Source organism: Peribacillus sp. NPDC076916, assembly GCF_050269675.1.
Taxonomy (GTDB): domain Bacteria; phylum Bacillota; class Bacilli; order Bacillales; family DSM-1321; genus Peribacillus; species Peribacillus aracenensis.
Genome location: NZ_JBNNIU010000001.1, coordinates 17,862 through 36,636 on the forward strand (window position 1 = coordinate 17,862; position 18,775 = coordinate 36,636).

Consider the following 18,775-nt stretch of genomic DNA (forward strand, 5'->3'; position numbering starts at 1 on the left):
CTCGCTTTAATTCTCATTTAAGTTTCTTTTGTAATTTATAAAGGGTATTCATTGCCTCAAGCGGCGTCATTTCAAGGATATCCAGTGATTTTATGTCATCCAGCACCTTTTTTTCCTTAGGTGAAGAATTCACTCTTCCTTTAGGAGCCTCTTCCCCAAAGAAGGAAAGCTGTGCCTCATTGACGGCTGTTACCGGGGCAGCTTCGGCAATAGGTGCTTCTACAGCAGTAGCAGCAGGCTGTTCAGGCATCGCCTTTGCCTGTCCATTTTCATTTTCCAGCTGCGCTAAAATAGCGGCCGCCCGATTTATTAACTGCTCCGGTAAATCAGCTAGCTTAGCCACATGAATTCCATAGCTTTTATCTGCTGGCCCTTCTTTAATTTTATGAAGGAAAACGACATTCCCATTCTGCTCAATGGCACTGACATGGATATTTTTCAATTTTGGCAGTTCTTCCGCCAAAACAGTCAATTCGTGATAATGGGTCGAAAAGAGAGTCTTTGCCCCAATTTCCTCATGAATATATTCAATGATGGCCTGAGCAAGCGCCATTCCATCATATGTTGATGTTCCCCGCCCTATTTCATCAAATAATATCAAACTGTTTTCTGTCGCATTCATGATGGCATTCCTTGCTTCGAGCATCTCTACCATGAATGTACTTTGACCGGAAATCAAATCATCTGCCGCGCCAATCCTAGTAAACACCTTATCAAAAATAGGCAATTCAGCTATACTTGCTGATACGAAGCATCCAATTTGCGCTAGAATCGATGTTAGCGCAATTTGACGCATATACGTACTTTTACCCGACATATTGGGTCCTGTGATCAAGAGTAACTCCCTGTCTCCATCCATAAAGCAGTCATTGGGGACATACTCCTGTGATTGAAGGACTTTCTCAACCACTGGATGCCGGCCCTCCTTCAATACGATTCTTCGATCATCAGAAAAGACTGGCTTCACATAATGGCGTTCTTCGCTAATCGTTGCAAAGCACTGCAGGACATCCAGTTCACTGACGCCTTTCGCTAAATCCTGTAAGCGCGGGATATAGCTTTTGACCTCTTCACGAAGATTGAGGAATAGGTCATACTCCAAACTGATGCTTTTTTCTTCTGCTTGTAAAATCAAAGCTTCCTTTTCTTTCAATTCAGGTGTGATATAACGTTCGGCATTCGTTAAGGTTTGCTTCCGTTCATACCGGCCTTCTTCAAGCAGATGCAAATTGGCTCGTGTGACTTCAATGTAATAGCCAAATACACGATTATATCCGATTTTCAAAGATTTGATCCCGGTCCGTTCCCGCTCTTCGCGTTCAAGCTGCGCAATCCAGGTTTTCCCATTTCTGCTGGCATCCCTGTAGGTATCCAGCTCCTTATGGAAACCATCCTGAATGATATTCCCTTCCTTTACGGACAATGGCGGGTTTTCTACAAGCGCCGTTTCAAGCAAATCCGTCACTTCTTCGCAAGGATCCAATTTATCGGCCAGAATTGAAATATCCTGATTGGAAGCCATTGACTTCACGATTTCACGAATGATCGGCACCTGTTGTAATGAACGCTTCAGTTGAATCAAGTCCCGAGCGTTTACATTCCCGAAGGCAACCCTGCCGGCAAGCCGCTCCAAGTCGTACACTTCCTTCAGGCGTTCACGTAAGTCCTGCCGTTCGAAGTATTGATTTTTCAGGGTCTCAACAAGGCTTTGTCTCCGCTCGATCTGTTTTTTATTAATGAGCGGCCTATCAATCCACTGTTTCAACATCCTTCCGCCCATGGCTGTTTTCGTTTCATCAAGCAGCCATAATAATGAGCCTTTTTTTCCTTTGGAGCGAATGGTTTCAGTTAATTCCAAATTGCGTTTGCTATAATAATCTATTTTCATATATTGTGATGTTTCATATGCAAGCACAGGCTGTAAATGATCCAGGCTGCGTTTTTGGGTACGGTAAAGATAATTCAATAAACGCGAGGTCGTTGTCGCCAGTTTCTGGTCTTTTAACAGATGAAGCAATGCAACGAATGATTCGCTTTGAACCAAATTATTCTCTAGGGATAGAGCGGCAGCGCCCCGTTCTTGCAGCCTTTTTTTCCATTCTTCATTGAAATCCTCGGCAATGACCACTTCACTAGCACCAAGGATGGCAAATTCATTCAGGACTTCCTCAAAACTCTCAATCAAAGTGACCTTATTTTCCCCTGTCGATAAATCATTGTATCCAAAGCCAAACTGCCCATCGGTGAAATAAGTGATGGTGGCAATATAATTATTTTCCTTTTCACGCAGACCCTTGCTATCCATTTTCGTTCCCGGAGTAATCAGCTGGACAACTTCCCTGCGTACCACACCTTTGGCTTGCTTCGGATCTTCGGTTTGTTCACAAATAGCTACTTTAAAACCTTTTTCTATCAATATATCAATATAATTAGCAGCCGAGTGATACGGAATGCCGCACATCGGAATTCGCTCTTCACTACCGCCTTCTCGGCTCGTTAATGTGATTTCGAGCTCTTGTGATGCATTCAGTGCATCGTCAAAAAACATTTCATAAAAATCGCCTAAACGAAAAAATAAAAAGGCATCCTGATACTCTGCCTTAATTTTTAAATATTGCTGTATCATCGGAGTATATCCAGCCATTCCTTCAAAACCTTTCCAAACTAAAATCTATTACACATTTATGTCCTTCATTATAACATACGGGAAAGCAACATTGCCTGTATTCGAAATTGCATGGTAAATCAATTATACATTGAATTCAAACTTTTTTTGAGCTGCCTATGCAGAGCCATACGCACGGATATAGTAACATTCACCCCTATTTTTGATCATGGCCAGGCCTGCTTGTCCCGCTTCAAATTAAATAAAACCGGATGAAGGGAATGTCATCCGGTATTAATTTCTAAATTCTATTCGTCTTCGAATTCATCAAGGAAATCCGGATCTAAATCTTCGAAATCCTCATCATCGAAATCAGAGCCCCAGTCATCCTCACAGCGGCCATCTGGACTAACAGCGACACAAATTTTCGTTTCGCCGACGACTTCCACAAAGAATTCCCTTTCCACATGGACAATGATTTTTTGTCCACATGGGGAGATGCAAGCTTCTAAACAATTCGGCTGTTGGACAGCTTTTGCAACGATTTCATGGTCATCAAGACAATCGGGATCACGGTATTTCAGCGAAATAACGTCGGTATATTGCACTTTTTCAGTTACAACTTCCGTCTTCGAATTATGGTTATAAGAATACCAGACGTTGATTTCGTAGCTGCCGTGAATTTCTACCTTTTTGCCGACTTTCTTTGCATCGTATTTATGGTTGATGATCCAACAACCTAGAATGCTAGAAGGATGATGAGCCGGGCAAATGGTGTGAGAGGACTTTGTGAACTTACGTCCTTTTGCCACCACCGCTTTAGTAATTATCTCTCTATATTGTGACATGCTAGCGAACCCTCCTCATACAGTTTCCATTCATCCTATGCGTGGTAAAAGTCTAGTGTGCGTAGAATTTTAATTGTTTGAAAACTGCTGTAATGTTTTAAACCTAGGTTATTTTATGCGCAAGTTTTGGGATATGTGTCACGAATGGGCACTGTATAAGGATTTCCGCATATAGAAAAAGCCCTTCTGAAATCAGAAGGGCTTTTTCTATATTCATGAACAGCTTCCGCCGCCAGCTTGTACCTGTGAACCTGTCTCACCGCGAAGGATGTCCCCTTCGGTCGATTCAATGATCAGGTCCGTCACCTTGTTCGATACTTGTGATGAGACCATTTGTAAAAGATCATTTACATCCACTTGGGATTGTTTGAATTCCTGCACGATCGGAAGTTCATCCAATTGCTTTTCCAGTGCATCAATTTTGGCCTGGACTTGGCTGTATGCTTTCTCTTTGCCGTAATGCTGGAAGTTTACAGCCTGTTTTTGCAAGCTCTTGATGCTGGCGATCATTTCCCTGATTTTTTGGTTTTCATTGATGTGAGCTTCTGCCCGTTTAAAGAAATCGACTTCTTCCGTGCTGGCGATCATTTCAGCAAGCTCGGCCGCTTTGTTCAGAATGTCATCTTTAGTATATTTAGTCATATTACTCCACCTCAATCGCCGTTGCTTCTTCAACCATATCCCCATTTAATGACCATGTTTTCGTTCCGGTGATTTTCACTTTTACGATTTGGCCAATAGCGGATTTTGGTCCTTTGAAGTTCACGAGCTTATTTTTCGTTGTATAACCTGCCAATACTTCCGCATTCTTCTTGCTTTCGCCTTCAACTAGCACTTCAACAATCTGTCCATCATACTCTTTCATTTTCAATGCGCACGTTTCATTGACAAGGGCATTCAAGCGTTGCAGACGTTCCTTTTTCACTTCCATCGGTACATTATCCTGCATTTTAGCAGCCGGTGTTCCCTCACGTGGTGAATAGATGTAAGTATATGCTGCATCGAAACCAACTTCACGATATAAAGACATCGTTTCTTCAAAGTGCTCTTCCGTTTCATTCGGATAGCCTACAATGATGTCAGTGGTTAGCGATACACTTGGAATAGCTTCCTTGATCTTTTTTACTAGCTCTAAATATTGTTCTCGTGTATATTTACGGGCCATGATTTTAAGTGTGTCCGTACTTCCCGATTGGACTGGAAGATGGATATGGTCAACGAGATTGCCGCCTTTAGCCAGTACTTCTATCAAGTGATCATCAAAATCACGGGGATGGCTTGTCGTAAAACGAATACGTGGAATATCGATTTTACGGATTTCATCCATCAAATCGCCGAAACGATATTCGATATCCGTAAAATCTTTACCGTAAGCATTCACATTCTGTCCAAGCAGGGTTATTTCCTTGTAACCCTGTGCCGCTAAATGACGGACTTCTTGGATGATATCTCCTGGTCTGCGGCTTCTTTCTTTCCCTCTTGTGTAAGGTACGATGCAGTAAGTGCAAAACTTATCGCAGCCATACATGATATTGACCCATGCCTTCGTTTTTCCTTTACGCACTTTCGGAAGGTTCTCGATTACATCACCTTCTTTGGACCAAACCTCAATGACCATTTCCTTGGAAAGATAAGCTTCATTAAGAATTTGCGGCAGCCGGTGGATATTATGCGTTCCGAAAATCATATCAACAAAATGGTGCTTCTCTAGAATCCGCTTTACAACTGACTCCTCTTGTGACATACAACCGCAAACCCCAAGCAGTAGATCCGGCTTTTCCAATTTCAATGATTTTAAATGCCCCAATTCACCGAACACTTTATTCTCTGCGCCTTCCCGAATCGCACAAGTGTTAAGTAAAATGACGTTAGCATCATCCACCGTGTCTGTCGGCTGATAACCAAGTGCCATAAAGATGCCCGCCATGACTTCTGTATCATGTTCGTTCATTTGACAGCCATAAGTACGGATGTAAAACTTTTTACCTTCTCCCATTCCACGGAAACCTTCAGGAATTGCAAAGTCATCATGATATTCTACTTCTTCTTTTCCTCGCTTTTTCGCATCTTTTAAGGAAGGCGGAATATAAACGGCTTGGAAGTACTTACTGAAGTCCTTTTCGGATTTTTTGTCCGCTGGATTCTCAGCCTGTACTTGTTGTGATTCTAATCGTTGTTTCTCGTTCATGGTTAATCTCCTTTCAAAATAGTTAGTTTATTTCTTTCACCAACTATTTCAAGACCTATCTTCAAATGGTTTTATACGGATTCCTTTTTAAGAATTACCAGTAAATATTAGCTATTAAGTGTGATATATCCACATTATTATAGTATAAAGCTTTTAACAGCAAGAAACAATCATTCTGTCGTGGCTTCTTCAATTGTAAGAAATTTTTCATAAATAAGGTAATTGTGAACTAAAAAAAAGAGACCTGATTCGCATATTCTAACGAACTTAGCCCCTTCTTACTATTCCTTCACAGCTTTTTCAAATGCAGACCATGCAATTTACTCCTGAGTTGACCGCTTTACTCGTGAGTTTGGGCGTTTTACTCGTGTTTTGGGCACTTTACTCCTGAGTTTGACCGCTTTAGTCGTGAGTTTGGGCACTTTACTCGTGAGTTTGGGCGTTTTACTCCTGAGTTTGACCACTTTACTCGTGAGTTTGGGCACTTTACTCGTGAGTTTGGGCACTTTACTCGTGAGTTTGGGCGTTTTACTCCTGAGTTTGGGCGTTTTACTCGTGAGTTTGACCGCTTTACTCGTGAGTTTGACCACTTTACTCGTGAGTTTGGGCCGTTTACTCGTGAATTTGACCGCTTTACTCGTGAGTTTGGGCGTTTTACTCGTGAATTTGACCGCTTTACTCGTGAGTTTGGGCGAGTTTGGGCGCTTTACTCGTGTTTTGGGCACTTTACTCGTGAGTTTGACCGCTTTACTCGTGTTTTGGGCACTTTATTCGTGAATTTGACCGCTTTACTCGTGAGTTTGGGCACTTTACTCGTGAGTTTGGGCGTTTTACTCGTGAGTTTGACCGCTTTACTCGTGAGTTTGGGCGTTTTACTCGTAAACCTTCTCACTCTTTAAGGAATAAGGAGAACCTTACCACACTGACCTTTGGTCATCAGTTCAAATCCCTTTTCAAAATCGCTTAGTGAAAAACGGTGGGTAATCATCGGTTTTACATCAACCTTGCCACTTTCAAGCAGACTTGAAACCTGTTGCCAGGTTGAAAACATCTTCCTCCCGGTTATCCCTTGGACAGTAAGGCCCTTGAATACAATATCCTCCGTTATATTAAGCGTGACGGGCTTAGAAGGCAGACTTAGTATTGATATTCTTCCACCATTCGTCGCCATCTTAAACCCTTGTTGGATAGCTGCAGGATTACCGCTCATTTCGCAAACAACATCCACCCCATCCGCACTTGTGAGATCTTTCGTGATTTCCAATGGATCCTGTTTAATTGAATGAATGAGGTCTGTAGCACCCATCTTTTGGGCAAGCTGAAGTCGATAATCATTAATATCTAGAGCGATTACTTTATCAGCTCCCGCAGCCTTTGCAACAGCAATCGCCATAAGTCCAATTGGACCACAACCGATTATTGCCACCGTTTTACCCAGCACCTCGCCAGCTAGCACTGAATGGACTGCATTACCCATCGGTTCTTGGATGGTTGCTATATCGAGTGGCATTTCACTTGGATTTTTCCATAAATTTTTGGCTGGCAGAGCTATATACTCTGCAAAGCATCCTTGTTTATCAACACCGATAATGTTTGTTTTTTTACAAATATGGAATTGACCGGTTAAGCACTGCCTGCATGTACCGCAAACGATATGTGTTTCGGCAGATACATAATCACCAACTGAAACATTGCTGACTCTTGCTCCTGTCTCGATTACTTCCCCAGCAAATTCGTGCCCAAATACGTATGGTGGACTCACTCTTCCCCGTGACCATTCATCCCAGGTGAAAATATGAATATCCGTTCCGCAGATCGAGGTCATTTTCACCCGAATCAAGACCTCGTCATCACGAATATCCGGTATATCGACAACTTGTAACTGTGCCCCATAACCTCGGTGATGTTTGACGACGGCTTTCATTTTACCTCTCAACATGTACATTCCCCCTGAAATAGGGCTGCTCTCTCCACACTCCTTAATATGTAAATATATGAAAAATCCGTCAAAAAAATACCATAATCGCTTTTCACATTAATAATGATGATTTTTTAGGGCATTCGTACATTTTCGTTAAATGGGTCATGTTTCTATAGCATCCTGTCCGCTCTTGAATAAGATATCTTGTACAAACAAAAATTATGAAGGAGTGGCTTATATGTCATGTGAATGCAAAAATCATGATCATCATGATAACCGAAATAATAACGACAGAATCGCAGACGATTTTTGTCGTGCGGTGAGGGGCTGTAATAAACGCGACCGGGATCGGGACCACGATCGTGACCGTGACCGTGATCGGGACCGCGATCGGGATCGGGACCGGGACCGCGATCGGGACCGCGATCGCGACTGTCATCGTCATGAACGTTGTTGTTGTAGAAGAAGGAATCGTTGTTGCTTCGGTTTCGGCGGCGGTTTCTGTGGCGGTTTCGGTGGCCGTTGCGGTGGCGGTTGCTTCTTTTAATCGCAACTTCGGCGGATGCAACAACGGTTTTGTTAAGCTAAGCCAGTCGAAAATCTTCTAGCATGTGGCACATCTACTGGAGAGCCTGATAATTAACCACAAAAAAGGTTCACCCCATCTTAGGGGTGAACCTTTTAACTTTTTACATAAATTCAGCAACAAGCTTATCAAAGTGTTGTTGATCCAGTGTCAGCTCTGATTTATTCAACGCTTTTTCAGCATACCCTGGCACTAATTCCTGGTACGAAGGGCGTGAAGAGTCTTGATAAATAATCCCTGTCACAAGGCTGTCATGTTGCATCAAAGTCTGCATGGCCTGTTCTTTATTTGATGAATCATAGCCTTCTATCGTGTTCAATTTAGTTAAGTTTTGTTTAAACCAATCATACGTATTGATCTTATTATATGTTACGCAAGGAGAGAAAACATTGATAAAGGAGAACCCTTTGTGGTTTATCCCTGCTTCAATGATCGCCGTCAGGTCTTTCAAGTCAGTGGAAAAGCTTTGGGCGACAAACGTAGCACCAGCTGACAATGCTAATTCCATAGGTGAAACAGCTTGTTCTATTGATCCTTCTGGTGTGGATTTAGTTTTAAATCCAGCTGCGGATCTAGGAGAAGTCTGGCCTTTTGTCAATCCATAAATTTGGTTATCCATGACTATATACGTAATGTCGATATTACGGCGAATCGCATGGATGGTGTGTCCCATCCCGATAGCAAAACCATCTCCGTCACCGCCTGAAGCTATAACGGTCAATTCACGGTTGGCCATTTTTACTCCTTGGGCAATTGGCAGTGAGCGGCCATGGATGCCATGGAAACCATAGGACTTGATGTAACCCGATATACGACCTGAACAGCCGATACCGGAAACAACGGCCAAATTCTCCGGCTCCAATCCTACATTGGCTGCCGCACGCTGCATGGCAGCCTGAACGGAGAAATCCCCGCAACCAGGACACCAGTTAGGTTTTACATCATTCCGAAACTCTTTAAACGTTGCCATATTCGAACATCTCCTTGCATTGTGTGTGAATTTCATGCGGGAGGAATGGGTTGCCATCATATTTTAGGATGCTTTTAATTTTATTAACATGTCCAACATTCATCTTGATAATATTAGCCAATTGTCCAGTCGCATTATTTTCAATAACTACTACTTTCTTAGCACTTTGCACCAATGATAGGACTTCATCTGCTGGGAAAGGATGAATCAAACGGATATGCGCATGATTCACTTTCATTCCATCCGTTTCTAACCGGCCGATCGCTTCATCAATCGTCCCGCGTGTTGAGTTAAAGCCGAGAATTAATAAATCCGCTTCTTCATGCGGTGTGTTTTTGTATACTGGTGTTTGGAATGTGTTAGATAAATTATTCAGCTTACGCATCCGTTTATCCATTTGCAATTTACGATTCAAAGCCGTCTCGGAAGGTCTGCCCGTTTCATCATGTTCAACACCTGTAACATGGTGAATCCCATTTTTCATACCAGGCACTACACGTGGTGAGACTCCGTCTTCCGTTACTTCATAACGCTTGAAGTAAGATTTGTTTTCAGACTCTTCAATTTCAAAGTCAACCAATTTTCCGCGTCTTATCTCCACTTTGCCGTAATCAAGCGGCTGAACCGTTTGTTTACCTAATGATAGCTGTAGGTCGGATAAAACGATAACTGGACATTGATATTCCTCTGCAAGGTTGAATGCTTCTGCCGTATCGTAAAAAGCTTCCTCAACAGTACTCGGAGCCATGACGATTTTAGGTATTTCACCATGTGTACCATAGATCATCGCCATTAAATCGGATTGCTCCTGTTTTGTAGGAAGTCCCGTGGATGGACCGCCACGTTGAGTATCGACGATGACAATTGGAGTTTCGGTAATGCCCGCTAAACCAATCGCTTCCATTTTCAAAGAAAGTCCAGGTCCAGCTGAAGCTGTGATGGCACGTACACCGCCATAGTTTGCACCGATTGCCATTGTAGCCGCCGCGATTTCATCTTCAGTCTGTATGACCGTCCCACCAAATTGAGGGAGTTTTTTAATTAAGTATTCCATAATTTCAGAGGCCGGAGTAATCGGGTAAGCTGCCATGAAGCGGCAACCGCCTGCAACTGCGCCTAGAGCGATGGCATCGTTACCAATCATGAACATTCGTTTTTGGCCATCGGCCTTTTCCAGTTCCATTGCTCCCAGTTTTTCTCCAAGCAACACTTCCATTGCCTTATAGCCAGCAGTAATGGCATCCATATTCTTCTTAACGATTTCTTCACCTTTACGGCCGAATATTTCATCAACCACATCGTTGAATACGGATATTTCCATACCTAGAACAGCACATGTCGCGCCGATTGCCACCATATTTTTCATTAATGATGTTCCTAATTCGGCTGCTATTTCCGTAAATGGAACAATATATAATTCTGCCTTTGTATCTTCTGGGCAGACAGGTTTGAATTTTGCATCTGCGATTATGATGCCACCCTCATGTAATTCTTTATAATTGACGTCAATTGTTTCTTGGTCAAAAGCAACTAAGATGTCTAAATCATCAGAGATAGCACGAGTTTCCGTAGTACTTACACGAATTTTGTTATTCGTGTGTCCACCCTTGATTCGGGATGAGAAATGACGGTAGCCATACAAGTAATAACCTAAGCGATTGAGGGCAATACAGAATATTTCTCCTGTACTTTCAATACCTTCACCTTGTTGTCCGCCAACTTTCCATGAAAGTTGATTGATCATGTCTTACACTCCTTTAGGACGTTCGTATATAAATGCATTTAACCGCACCTCTCTTCAGAACATTCAACTATGTATAATTAATCGTTCTATTTTAGGAAAGGTGTACTAAACGCTTTCAATTCTATCGGTTAAATCATTAAATTGCAACCTTTTTGCTTTTATTTTTTATATTTTCAGAATATTAATTCATATCTATATAGTAAGAATTAAAAATCATTTAAGATATTACCTTTTCATGCGGAAAATTACGGGTGAAATTATCAAAAAGGAGTCCTTTTACAAACTCACTGGAATAAAGCCTGTTCAGTTCATTTATTAAGTTATGATAATCCTTATAAGACATTAAATTTTCTACCATATGATCGATTCCATCGAAGTCCGACCCTAATCCAATTTGTCTTTCCCCTCCTAAACTGCATATATGTTCTATATGTTTCAAGATATCCTTTATCGTAGCCGAACCGCCATTTGAAAGAAATTGCGGGACAAAGGTTACGCCGATCACCCCATTTTTCTGCAAAAGGGCTTTTATCTGCCCGTCCTTTAAATTTCGTGGATGCGGACAAAGATGATAAGCATTCGAATGGGAGGAAATTGGGAATTCTGCCAACTTTAGGGTGTCCCAAAACCCTGCTTCAGATAAATGGGATAAATCACACCAAATTGACTTCTCATTCAATAGTGCCACCACTTCTGTTCCAAACCCTGTCAAGCCGCCCCCTCTTGTTTCTAATGCCCCATCCGCTACCAAATTAGCGTAATTCCAAGTTAGACCTATGGAGGAAACTCCAAGATGAATAAGTGTTTTCAGTTTCAACAAATCATTCCCAATGCAATCGCACCCTTCCAAAGTTAGCATTGCACCTATTTCCTTTTCTTTTAAAGATTGAATGTCTGCCTTGGTCTTTATAAATTTCATTTCCGGCTCTGATAAAATTTTTTCATAAAAAATATCCACCATCGCCAAAGCGGCTTGAAACCTCATATCAGGGTGGACTTTTTCAGGAATATATATTGCAAAACATTGGACCTTTCCCCCTTCATCCAATAATCCCCGCTTTGTTATATGCAATTTATCACTATTCGTAAAAGTAATATCCGGATCGATGAACATTTTCATCAGCACATCACAATGTGCATCAAAAATCGCCAATGTAATTCTCCTTCCTGTATCTTTTTAAGATTATACATTCCATTATAAAGGGACATGGATTTTTCGTCATTTGGATTTCAGGACAAAAAAGAGCCTGCTCGCCTTCCGACAAACAGGGCACCCAGACATGAAATTATCTTGGTTCAATGATTAGTTTTATTGCCGTTCTCTCTTCGCCATCAATAAGTATATCTGTAAAGGCAGGAATACAAATCAAGTCGACTCCACTAGGTGCGACAAACCCTCTCGCGATTGCTACTGCCTTGACGGCTTGATTTAACGCACCTGCACCGATTGCTTGAATTTCGGCTGCTCCTCTTTCCCTGAGCACTCCCGCTAGTGCGCCTGCTACAGAATTAGGATTAGATTTTGCTGAAACTTTTAATATTTCCATTCCTAGTCCTCCTTGTTTTCCCTGCCGATTCTAACTTGGCTCAATAGTTATAACACTTTCCACTGCTACTATATTCATCAAGTAAAACTTGTATGACAAAGAAAACCTGGATTGTCCACCATTTATTAATGAATGGAAAAAGGATGGACAGTTTGACTGTCCATCCTTTTGAATCATTGATAGAATGGATGATCTTCGTTAATCAGTATCCTTTCTATTTTTATTGCCTTGCCGGTTTTATCATCAATTTCAAGGAGAACCGCACTTAATAGGGTCCGCCCCTCTTTAGGCACTTCGAAACGAACAGGAAGGCTGGTTAGGAACCGATGGATGACTGCCCCTCTTTCCATACCAAGAATGCCATCATATGGTCCTGTCATGCCTACATCTGATATGTAAGCGGTGCCTGCAGGTAATATACGGTTATCGGCTGTCTGGACGTGCGTGTGTGTACCGACAACGGCTGTAACCTTCCCATCCAGGAACCACCCCATAGCTTGCTTTTCACTTGTAGCTTCTCCATGAAAATCGACAAAGATGATCGGTGTCTTTTTTCGAGCCTCCGCCACGAGTTCTTCCGCCTTTTTGAACGGGCAATCCAAATCAGGCATGAACGTTCTCGCTTGCAAATTGATGATCGCTATTTCATGATGGTTCAATTTTAAAAATTTCATTCCTTCTCCAGGTGCCCCGTCTGGAAAGTTAGCTGGACGGACGAGATATTTTGCTTCATCAATAAAGTTGAAAATATCCCGATTATCCCATGTATGGTTTCCCATGGTCACCGCCTGCGCTCCCGACTCTAAAAAACTGCGGTAAATCTTTTCTGTAATCCCCCGGCCACTTGCTGCATTCTCGCCATTGATGACCGTGATATGCGGACGATACTTTTCTTTTAACTTAGGAAGGTATTCTTGGATCATGTCACGACCAGGAGACCCCACAACATCTCCAATAAATAGCAATTTCATTGTAAAATCCTTTCTAGATTCACCTAATTATATGAATTATTCAAGTATGTATTGTAACATAATTTGGGGTAATTATAGGAATTACGCTTAACGACTAATTTCGGAAATAGAAAAAACGAAGTGGTTTGCACCACTTCGTCCTTCATTTACAATTATTTGGCGTATTCGACTGCTCTTGTTTCACGGATGACCGTGACTTTTATATGACCTGGGTAATCGAGCTCTTCTTCAATCCTTTTACGGATATCACGTGCGAGTCGATGTGCAGAAAGATCATCGATTTGTTCTGGTTTCACTAGAATCCGCACTTCTCGTCCGGCTTGAATCGCAAAAGATTTTTCCACTCCATCATAGGATTCAGAAATTTCCTCAAGTTTTTCAAGTCTTCTAATGTAATTTTCAAGCGTTTCACTTCTAGCTCCCGGTCTTGCAGCTGATAATGCATCAGCGGCAGCCACAAGCACTGATATGATGGAAGTTGGTTCCGTATCGCCATGATGTGAAGCGATGCTGTTAATGACAGTTGGATGCTCTTTATATTTGGTTGCTAATTCAACGCCAATTTCAACATGACTGCCTTCCACTTCATGATCAATCGCTTTCCCAATATCATGCAATAAACCTGCACGACGGGCAAGAACTTCATCCTCACCAAGCTCAGCGGCCAGTAAACCTGAAAGCTGGGCCACCTCAATTGAATGTTTAAGTACGTTTTGCCCATAACTGGTACGGAACTTCAAACGTCCTAGTATTTTGATGAGATCTGGATGGAGACCGTGAACACCAACTTCAAAAGTTGTTTGTTCACCAATTTCACGAATATGTTCATCTACCTCACGTCTTGCTTTGTCAACCATTTCTTCAATGCGAGCCGGATGGATCCGTCCGTCCTGAACAAGTTTCTCAAGAGCCAAGCGTGCCGTTTCCCGTCTAATTGGATCGAATCCGGATAAAATGACAGCTTCAGGAGTATCATCAATAATAAGGTCAATACCTGTTAGCGTTTCTAACGTCCGGATATTTCGTCCTTCACGTCCGATTATCCGTCCTTTCATTTCATCGTTTGGAAGATTTACTACAGAAACGGTGGTTTCTGCAACATGATCAGCCGCACAACGCTGAATGGCAAGAGAAAGGACTTCTTTTGCTTTTTTATCAGCTTCTTCTTTGGCACGGGTATCACTTTCTTTAATCATAAGCGCTACATCGTGAGCCAGCTCGTTTTCCATTCGGTCGATAATGATTGCTTTAGCTTCTTCACGAGTTAAACCGGAAACACGTTCAAGCTCTGTTTGCTGCTTACGAACCGTCTCGTCCACTTTGCTTTCCATCTCTTCAATATGCTGTTGTCTTTGGTTTAGAGAATCTTCTTTTTTCTCCAAAAGGCTCTCACGTTTGTCTAACGTTTCATCCTTGCGGTCCAGATTCTCTTCTCTTTGCAATAACCGATTTTCTTGTTTTTGTAATTCGTTCCTTCTTTCACGGGCTTCCCGATCCGAATCGGCACGAACTTTATGAATTTCATCTTTTGCTTCCAACAAGGCTTCTTTCTTAAGTGCTTCCGCTTCACGTTTTGCATCCTCAAGGATGTGTTCTGCAGAGCCCTTTGCCCCTGCTATTTTACTCTCAAATTTTGATTTGTGAATAAAATAACCAACAACTGCACCGACGATTAGGCCAAGCAAAGTGAAGATGATTGTCATGGGTTCCATCGTTTCACCTCCCCTTGCTATGAACTTTTTACATAAAATGTTGAACTGTCGGCAAGTACATTGCACATAAATTCAATATACAGCACTTAATTTTCAAAATTTTAGTTTGAAAAATTGTAAAATATACATATTAATTGTATAGTTGAGAATTTTTATTGTCAAGCGTTTGTCCCTTATGTATCAATGTTTATTCAAGTTTTCTTGATAACAACCATCATAATCTACAGCATTCATTATGGAAGAAGTCTGTGAATCTGATTTCAATGCCCTTTAATCCGCTGAAAATTTCGCACTTTTCTCAAAATATACATAAAAGGCCTAAGCGAACAAGCTTAGGCCTTTTTTAAATATCATTAATCAAGCAATTCAAAATGCTCTTCTGGTTCATTTTCTTCTGGCGGTAATTCATGCTCTCCATCGAGGTTATAGTGATCTCTGATTTTCTGAGAAATTTCCTGAGCGATATCCTGATTTTCTTTCAAGAACAGCTTCGCATTTTCGCGCCCTTGTCCGACACGCTCTTCATTGTATGAATACCACGAGCCACTTTTAAGGACGATATCAAGATCTGCACCCATATCGATGATTTCACCTTCCTGTGAAATCCCCTGACCATACATGATGTCAACTTCTGCTTGACGGAATGGTGGAGCAACCTTGTTTTTTACAACTTTGATTTTCGTTTTATTACCGACGATTTCATTACCTTGTTTTAATTGTTCCGCACGGCGCACTTCCAGACGAACAGTTGAATAGAACTTTAACGCCCGGCCTCCCGGAGTCGTTTCCGGATTTCCAAACATAACACCGATTTTTTCACGGACTTGGTTAATGAAAATGGCAATGGTATTTGATTTATTAATGGAACCAGACAGTTTTCTAAGTGCCTGAGACATCATCCGGGCTTGAAGACCCATATGGGAATCTCCCATTTCGCCTTCGATTTCAGCTTTAGGAACAAGTGCTGCCACCGAGTCAATGACAATGATATCCACCGCTCCGCTTCGAACTAACGCTTCAGCGATTTCTAAGGCTTGTTCACCCGTATCAGGCTGTGAAAGCAGTAACTCATCGATATTGACACCAAGTTTTTCTGAATATGCTGGATCTAAAGCATGCTCGGCATCAATGAATGCAGCCGTGCCGCCAGTCTTTTGTACCTCTGCAATAGCATGTAATGCAACAGTCGTTTTACCCGAGCTTTCAGGTCCATATATCTCAATTACACGGCCTCTTGGATATCCGCCCACTCCCAATGCTACGTCCAATGCTAAGGAACCGCTTGAAATCGTTGAAATCCTACGATCAGTCTGTTCCCCAAGTTTCATAATAGAACCTTTACCAAATTGTTTTTCAATTTGTTTTAACGCCATATCTAAAGCCGCTTGACGATCACTCACTCAATTTCCTCCTCTATATTCAAATAATCGGCTGCCCGATTAAAGGTGTACTTACGTTAGCAATTATTTGAGATCAAGGTTTGTACCCTGTCTCAAAACCTATCTTTACTATATACTCTTTTTACAATTTTGCCAAGCAAAAAGTCGAACATTCATTCGTTTTTTTCTTTCGGGATATTCTTTGTAAAAAAGCGTTTTATCTAAAGGAAATCTCCATTTCATTTCACTTACTCCCTAAAAAAAACATTTTCATTGAATTAACTTTTTTCTTTTTTTCCCTATTTTTCAAGAAACAAACTTCTAAAACCAAAATAAAAAGCAGAGCTGTAAAAAGCTCTGCTTATAGCGTTTATAAATCCCTTAATAGGTAATGACAGCCGTATTTCACACTCCGAATACGGTTTTGCGCCCTGCTTCCTGAAAGATTCAACTCCTTGAAATGAGTGTTTCCATCCCGATAGGAAATGCCAATAAATACTGTACCTACAGGCTTGCCTTCTTGTTCATCCGGCCCTGCAACGCCCGTAAAGCTTATGCCTACATCCGCATCGAGCTTGTTCCGGACATTAGAGGCCATTTCCATAGCACACTCACCGCTGACCACTCCATACTCGGATATGGTATCATCACTGACGCCGAGGACATTAGCCTTCGCATCATTCGTATAGCAGACTATTCCGCCTTTGAAAACTTTACCGGCGCCCGGGATGGTTGTCAGCTGTTCTTGGAACATCCCTCCGGTCAAGCTTTCAGCTGCCGAAATTGAAAGCTTGCGGATCGTTAATTCTTTTACAAGTTCCTTTATTAGCGAGGTATTATCACTTCCATAATGGAACTTGCCGACCCTGCTAAGAATTTCTTTTTCCGCTTCTAAAATAAGCTCTTCGCATTTTTCTTTAGATGAGTCTTTAGCGGTGATCCTTAACGTCACTTCCCCTTCGGCTGCCAGCGGGGCAATTGTCGGATTCGTTTGATTGACAAGGAGATCTTCAATCACCGTTTCCAGTTCGGCTTCACCTATACCGTAGAACCGAAGAACCTTGGAATCGATTCGTTCATGCTTTTCCAATTTATTCATGATCTTTTCATAACCATAACTTAAAAACATCGGCTCCATTTCACTTGGCGGCCCAGGTAGAAGCATATATGTAATCCCAGATTTGGACAAGACCATTCCCGGTGCCATCCCATGATCGTTTGCCAACACTTCACTGCCTTCTAAGACGAGGGCCTGCTTTTTGTTGTTTTCCGTCATCGGACGTTCCCTTTTTTGGAAGTAGGCTTCAATGGATTGCAATGCTTCATCATTAAAAACGAGCTTTTTCCCTATATGGCGAGCAATCGTTTCTTTCGTTAAATCATCTTTGGTTGGACCAAGTCCACCGGTAAAGACAATCAAATTTGCCCTTGATTCAGCGATTTCTATAGCTTGTTGTAAACGGCGGTCGTTATCCCCGACCACAGTATGGTAAAAAACGTTGATCCCCATTTCCGCAAACTGCTGCGATAAGAATCTTCCATTAGTATTATTGATTTGCCCTAAAAGAAGCTCTGAGCCCACTGCAATGATTTCTGCATCCATCTTTTCAAAACCACCATTCGTTTTACTTTGAATTAACAAATACTTCTTTGTTTTTTATAAAATAATCCAAACCTGACCAGATTGTAAAGATTAATGCAATCCATAATGCGATATTAGCAAAAGGAAGTGAAATGAGGGCAAATGGAAGGTTATGCAGCAATAAAGCCGATATAGAAACAATTTGTGCCCATGTTTTAATTTTTCCAAGCTGGTTCGCTGCAACCACTTCCCCCGTACCCGCTAACACCAAACGTAATCCGGTGACCGCAAATTCACGACTTATGATCACGATGGCGATCCAAGATTGACCGTACATTAAATCTAGATCAACCAAAACGATTAAGGCAGCCGAAACCAGAAGTTTATCAGCCAATGGATCTAAAAATTTCCCTAAATCAGTAATCATATTATATTTTCTGGCAAAATGGCCATCGATCCAATCCGTAGTGGAAGCGATAATAAAGAGGATGGCTCCAGCCAGATGCGCCACTGGCAAACTGTATTCTCCCCAAGTTAGTGTCCCCCATGAAAAAGGAACGAGCATGATGATTAAAAATACTGGTATTAAACAGATTCTTGCTACTGTAATCTTATTAGGCAGATTCAAAACTTTTACCTCCAAAATTTACGCCTGCCATTTGGGCAATGCGTCTTAGACTAAAATAATGCTTATATGTATAATTTAACTCAAAATCCAATCT

Annotated in this window: 16 protein-coding genes; 1 reads left to right on the forward strand and 15 read right to left on the reverse strand. The window is 41.7% G+C overall.

Features of this window, described 5'->3' with window-relative positions; genetic code table 11:
* Positions 1–13: 13 nt before the first annotated feature.
* The 6 genes from mutS to tdh all read right to left on the reverse strand — a co-directional run bounded on the left by mutS (position 14) and on the right by tdh (position 7,577).
* Positions 14–2,644 carry a DNA mismatch repair protein MutS gene (mutS, locus tag ACQKFG_RS00110; RefSeq protein WP_427555357.1) on the reverse strand — a complete coding sequence of 877 codons (2,631 nt, stop codon included), beginning with the start codon at positions 2,642–2,644 and terminating at the stop codon, positions 14–16.
* 269 nt (positions 2,645–2,913) lie between these two features.
* On the reverse strand, positions 2,914–3,453 hold the full coding sequence (locus ACQKFG_RS00115) for an outer spore coat protein CotE (protein ID WP_192204090.1): 540 nt from the start codon (positions 3,451–3,453) through the stop codon (positions 2,914–2,916).
* A 213-nt stretch (positions 3,454–3,666) separates the two neighbouring features.
* The gene (locus ACQKFG_RS00120) at positions 3,667–4,095 is read right to left on the reverse strand and encodes a RicAFT regulatory complex protein RicA family protein (RefSeq protein ID WP_063231802.1); all 429 of its coding nucleotides are present in this window, start codon (positions 4,093–4,095) and stop codon (positions 3,667–3,669) included.
* Between the two features lies 1 nt (position 4,096).
* Positions 4,097–5,641 carry a tRNA (N6-isopentenyl adenosine(37)-C2)-methylthiotransferase MiaB gene (gene miaB, locus ACQKFG_RS00125; RefSeq protein WP_137019693.1) on the reverse strand — a complete coding sequence of 515 codons (1,545 nt, stop codon included), beginning with the start codon at positions 5,639–5,641 and terminating at the stop codon, positions 4,097–4,099.
* 320 nt (positions 5,642–5,961) lie between these two features.
* On the reverse strand, positions 5,962–6,366 hold the full coding sequence (locus ACQKFG_RS00130) for a hypothetical protein (RefSeq protein ID WP_427555362.1): 405 nt from the start codon (positions 6,364–6,366) through the stop codon (positions 5,962–5,964).
* Between the two features lie 170 nt (positions 6,367–6,536).
* Positions 6,537–7,577, reverse strand: a complete 1,041-nt coding sequence (tdh, locus tag ACQKFG_RS00135; RefSeq protein WP_427556710.1) for an L-threonine 3-dehydrogenase — start codon at positions 7,575–7,577, stop codon at positions 6,537–6,539.
* Between the two features lie 347 nt (positions 7,578–7,924).
* On the opposite strand from tdh, the gene ACQKFG_RS00140 reads away from it, so the two are divergent.
* A complete protein-coding gene (locus tag ACQKFG_RS00140) occupies positions 7,925–8,170 on the forward strand; it encodes a hypothetical protein (protein ID WP_427555365.1) in 246 nt (81 codons plus the stop codon).
* Between the two features lie 81 nt (positions 8,171–8,251).
* Here ACQKFG_RS00140 and ACQKFG_RS00145 read toward each other — a convergent pair whose 3' ends face one another.
* The 9 genes from ACQKFG_RS00145 to pgsA form a co-directional block, all read right to left on the reverse strand.
* Positions 8,252–9,118, reverse strand: a complete 867-nt coding sequence (locus ACQKFG_RS00145) for a 2-oxoacid:ferredoxin oxidoreductase subunit beta (protein ID WP_192204085.1) — start codon at positions 9,116–9,118, stop codon at positions 8,252–8,254.
* Positions 9,105–10,862: a 2-oxoacid:acceptor oxidoreductase subunit alpha gene (locus ACQKFG_RS00150; protein ID WP_192204084.1), complete on the reverse strand. Its 1,758-nt coding sequence runs from the start codon at positions 10,860–10,862 to the stop codon at positions 9,105–9,107. Before ACQKFG_RS00150 ends, ACQKFG_RS00145 begins: the two co-directional genes overlap by 14 nt.
* Before the next feature lie 217 nt (positions 10,863–11,079).
* On the reverse strand, positions 11,080–12,015 hold the full coding sequence (locus ACQKFG_RS00155; protein WP_427555369.1) for a dipeptidase: 936 nt from the start codon (positions 12,013–12,015) through the stop codon (positions 11,080–11,082).
* A gap of 133 nt (positions 12,016–12,148) precedes the next feature.
* Entirely contained in the window at positions 12,149–12,409 is a 261-nt protein-coding gene (gene spoVS / locus ACQKFG_RS00160) for a stage V sporulation protein SpoVS (RefSeq protein WP_029281188.1), read from the reverse strand.
* 173 nt (positions 12,410–12,582) lie between these two features.
* Positions 12,583–13,380, reverse strand: coding sequence for a TIGR00282 family metallophosphoesterase (locus ACQKFG_RS00165; RefSeq protein ID WP_427555372.1), 798 nt, complete (start codon positions 13,378–13,380; stop codon positions 12,583–12,585).
* A gap of 152 nt (positions 13,381–13,532) precedes the next feature.
* Positions 13,533–15,092: a ribonuclease Y gene (gene rny, locus ACQKFG_RS00170; protein WP_063231807.1), complete on the reverse strand. Its 1,560-nt coding sequence runs from the start codon at positions 15,090–15,092 to the stop codon at positions 13,533–13,535.
* Between the two features lie 353 nt (positions 15,093–15,445).
* The gene (recA, locus tag ACQKFG_RS00175) at positions 15,446–16,492 is read right to left on the reverse strand and encodes a recombinase RecA (RefSeq protein WP_098370967.1); all 1,047 of its coding nucleotides are present in this window, start codon (positions 16,490–16,492) and stop codon (positions 15,446–15,448) included.
* A gap of 349 nt (positions 16,493–16,841) precedes the next feature.
* On the reverse strand, positions 16,842–18,074 hold the full coding sequence (locus ACQKFG_RS00180) for a competence/damage-inducible protein A (protein WP_192204081.1): 1,233 nt from the start codon (positions 18,072–18,074) through the stop codon (positions 16,842–16,844).
* Positions 18,075–18,096: 22 nt separating this feature from the next.
* The gene (gene pgsA / locus ACQKFG_RS00185; protein WP_034313524.1) at positions 18,097–18,681 is read right to left on the reverse strand and encodes a CDP-diacylglycerol--glycerol-3-phosphate 3-phosphatidyltransferase; all 585 of its coding nucleotides are present in this window, start codon (positions 18,679–18,681) and stop codon (positions 18,097–18,099) included.
* Positions 18,682–18,775: the final 94 nt, after the last annotated feature.

Excerpts from the sequence above, each read along its gene's own strand:
- miaB (WP_137019693.1), bottom strand. The coding sequence starts at position 5,641 with ATGAACGAGAAACAACGATTAGAATCACAACAAGTACAGGCTGAGAAT.
- spoVS (WP_029281188.1), bottom strand. The coding sequence starts at position 12,409 with ATGGAAATATTAAAAGTTTCAGCAAAATCTAATCCTAATTCTGTAGCA.
- ACQKFG_RS00120 (WP_063231802.1), bottom strand. The coding sequence starts at position 4,095 with ATGACTAAATATACTAAAGATGACATTCTGAACAAAGCGGCCGAGCTT.
- ACQKFG_RS00150 (WP_192204084.1), bottom strand. The coding sequence starts at position 10,862 with ATGATCAATCAACTTTCATGGAAAGTTGGCGGACAACAAGGTGAAGGT.
- ACQKFG_RS00180 (WP_192204081.1), bottom strand. The coding sequence starts at position 18,074 with ATGGATGCAGAAATCATTGCAGTGGGCTCAGAGCTTCTTTTAGGGCAA.
- ACQKFG_RS00165 (WP_427555372.1), bottom strand. The coding sequence starts at position 13,380 with ATGAAATTGCTATTTATTGGAGATGTTGTGGGGTCTCCTGGTCGTGAC.
- ACQKFG_RS00145 (WP_192204085.1), bottom strand. The coding sequence starts at position 9,118 with ATGGCAACGTTTAAAGAGTTTCGGAATGATGTAAAACCTAACTGGTGT.
- ACQKFG_RS00115 (WP_192204090.1), bottom strand. The coding sequence starts at position 3,453 with ATGTCACAATATAGAGAGATAATTACTAAAGCGGTGGTGGCAAAAGGA.
- rny (WP_063231807.1), bottom strand. The coding sequence starts at position 15,092 with ATGGAACCCATGACAATCATCTTCACTTTGCTTGGCCTAATCGTCGGT.
- mutS (WP_427555357.1), bottom strand. The coding sequence starts at position 2,644 with ATGGCTGGATATACTCCGATGATACAGCAATATTTAAAAATTAAGGCA.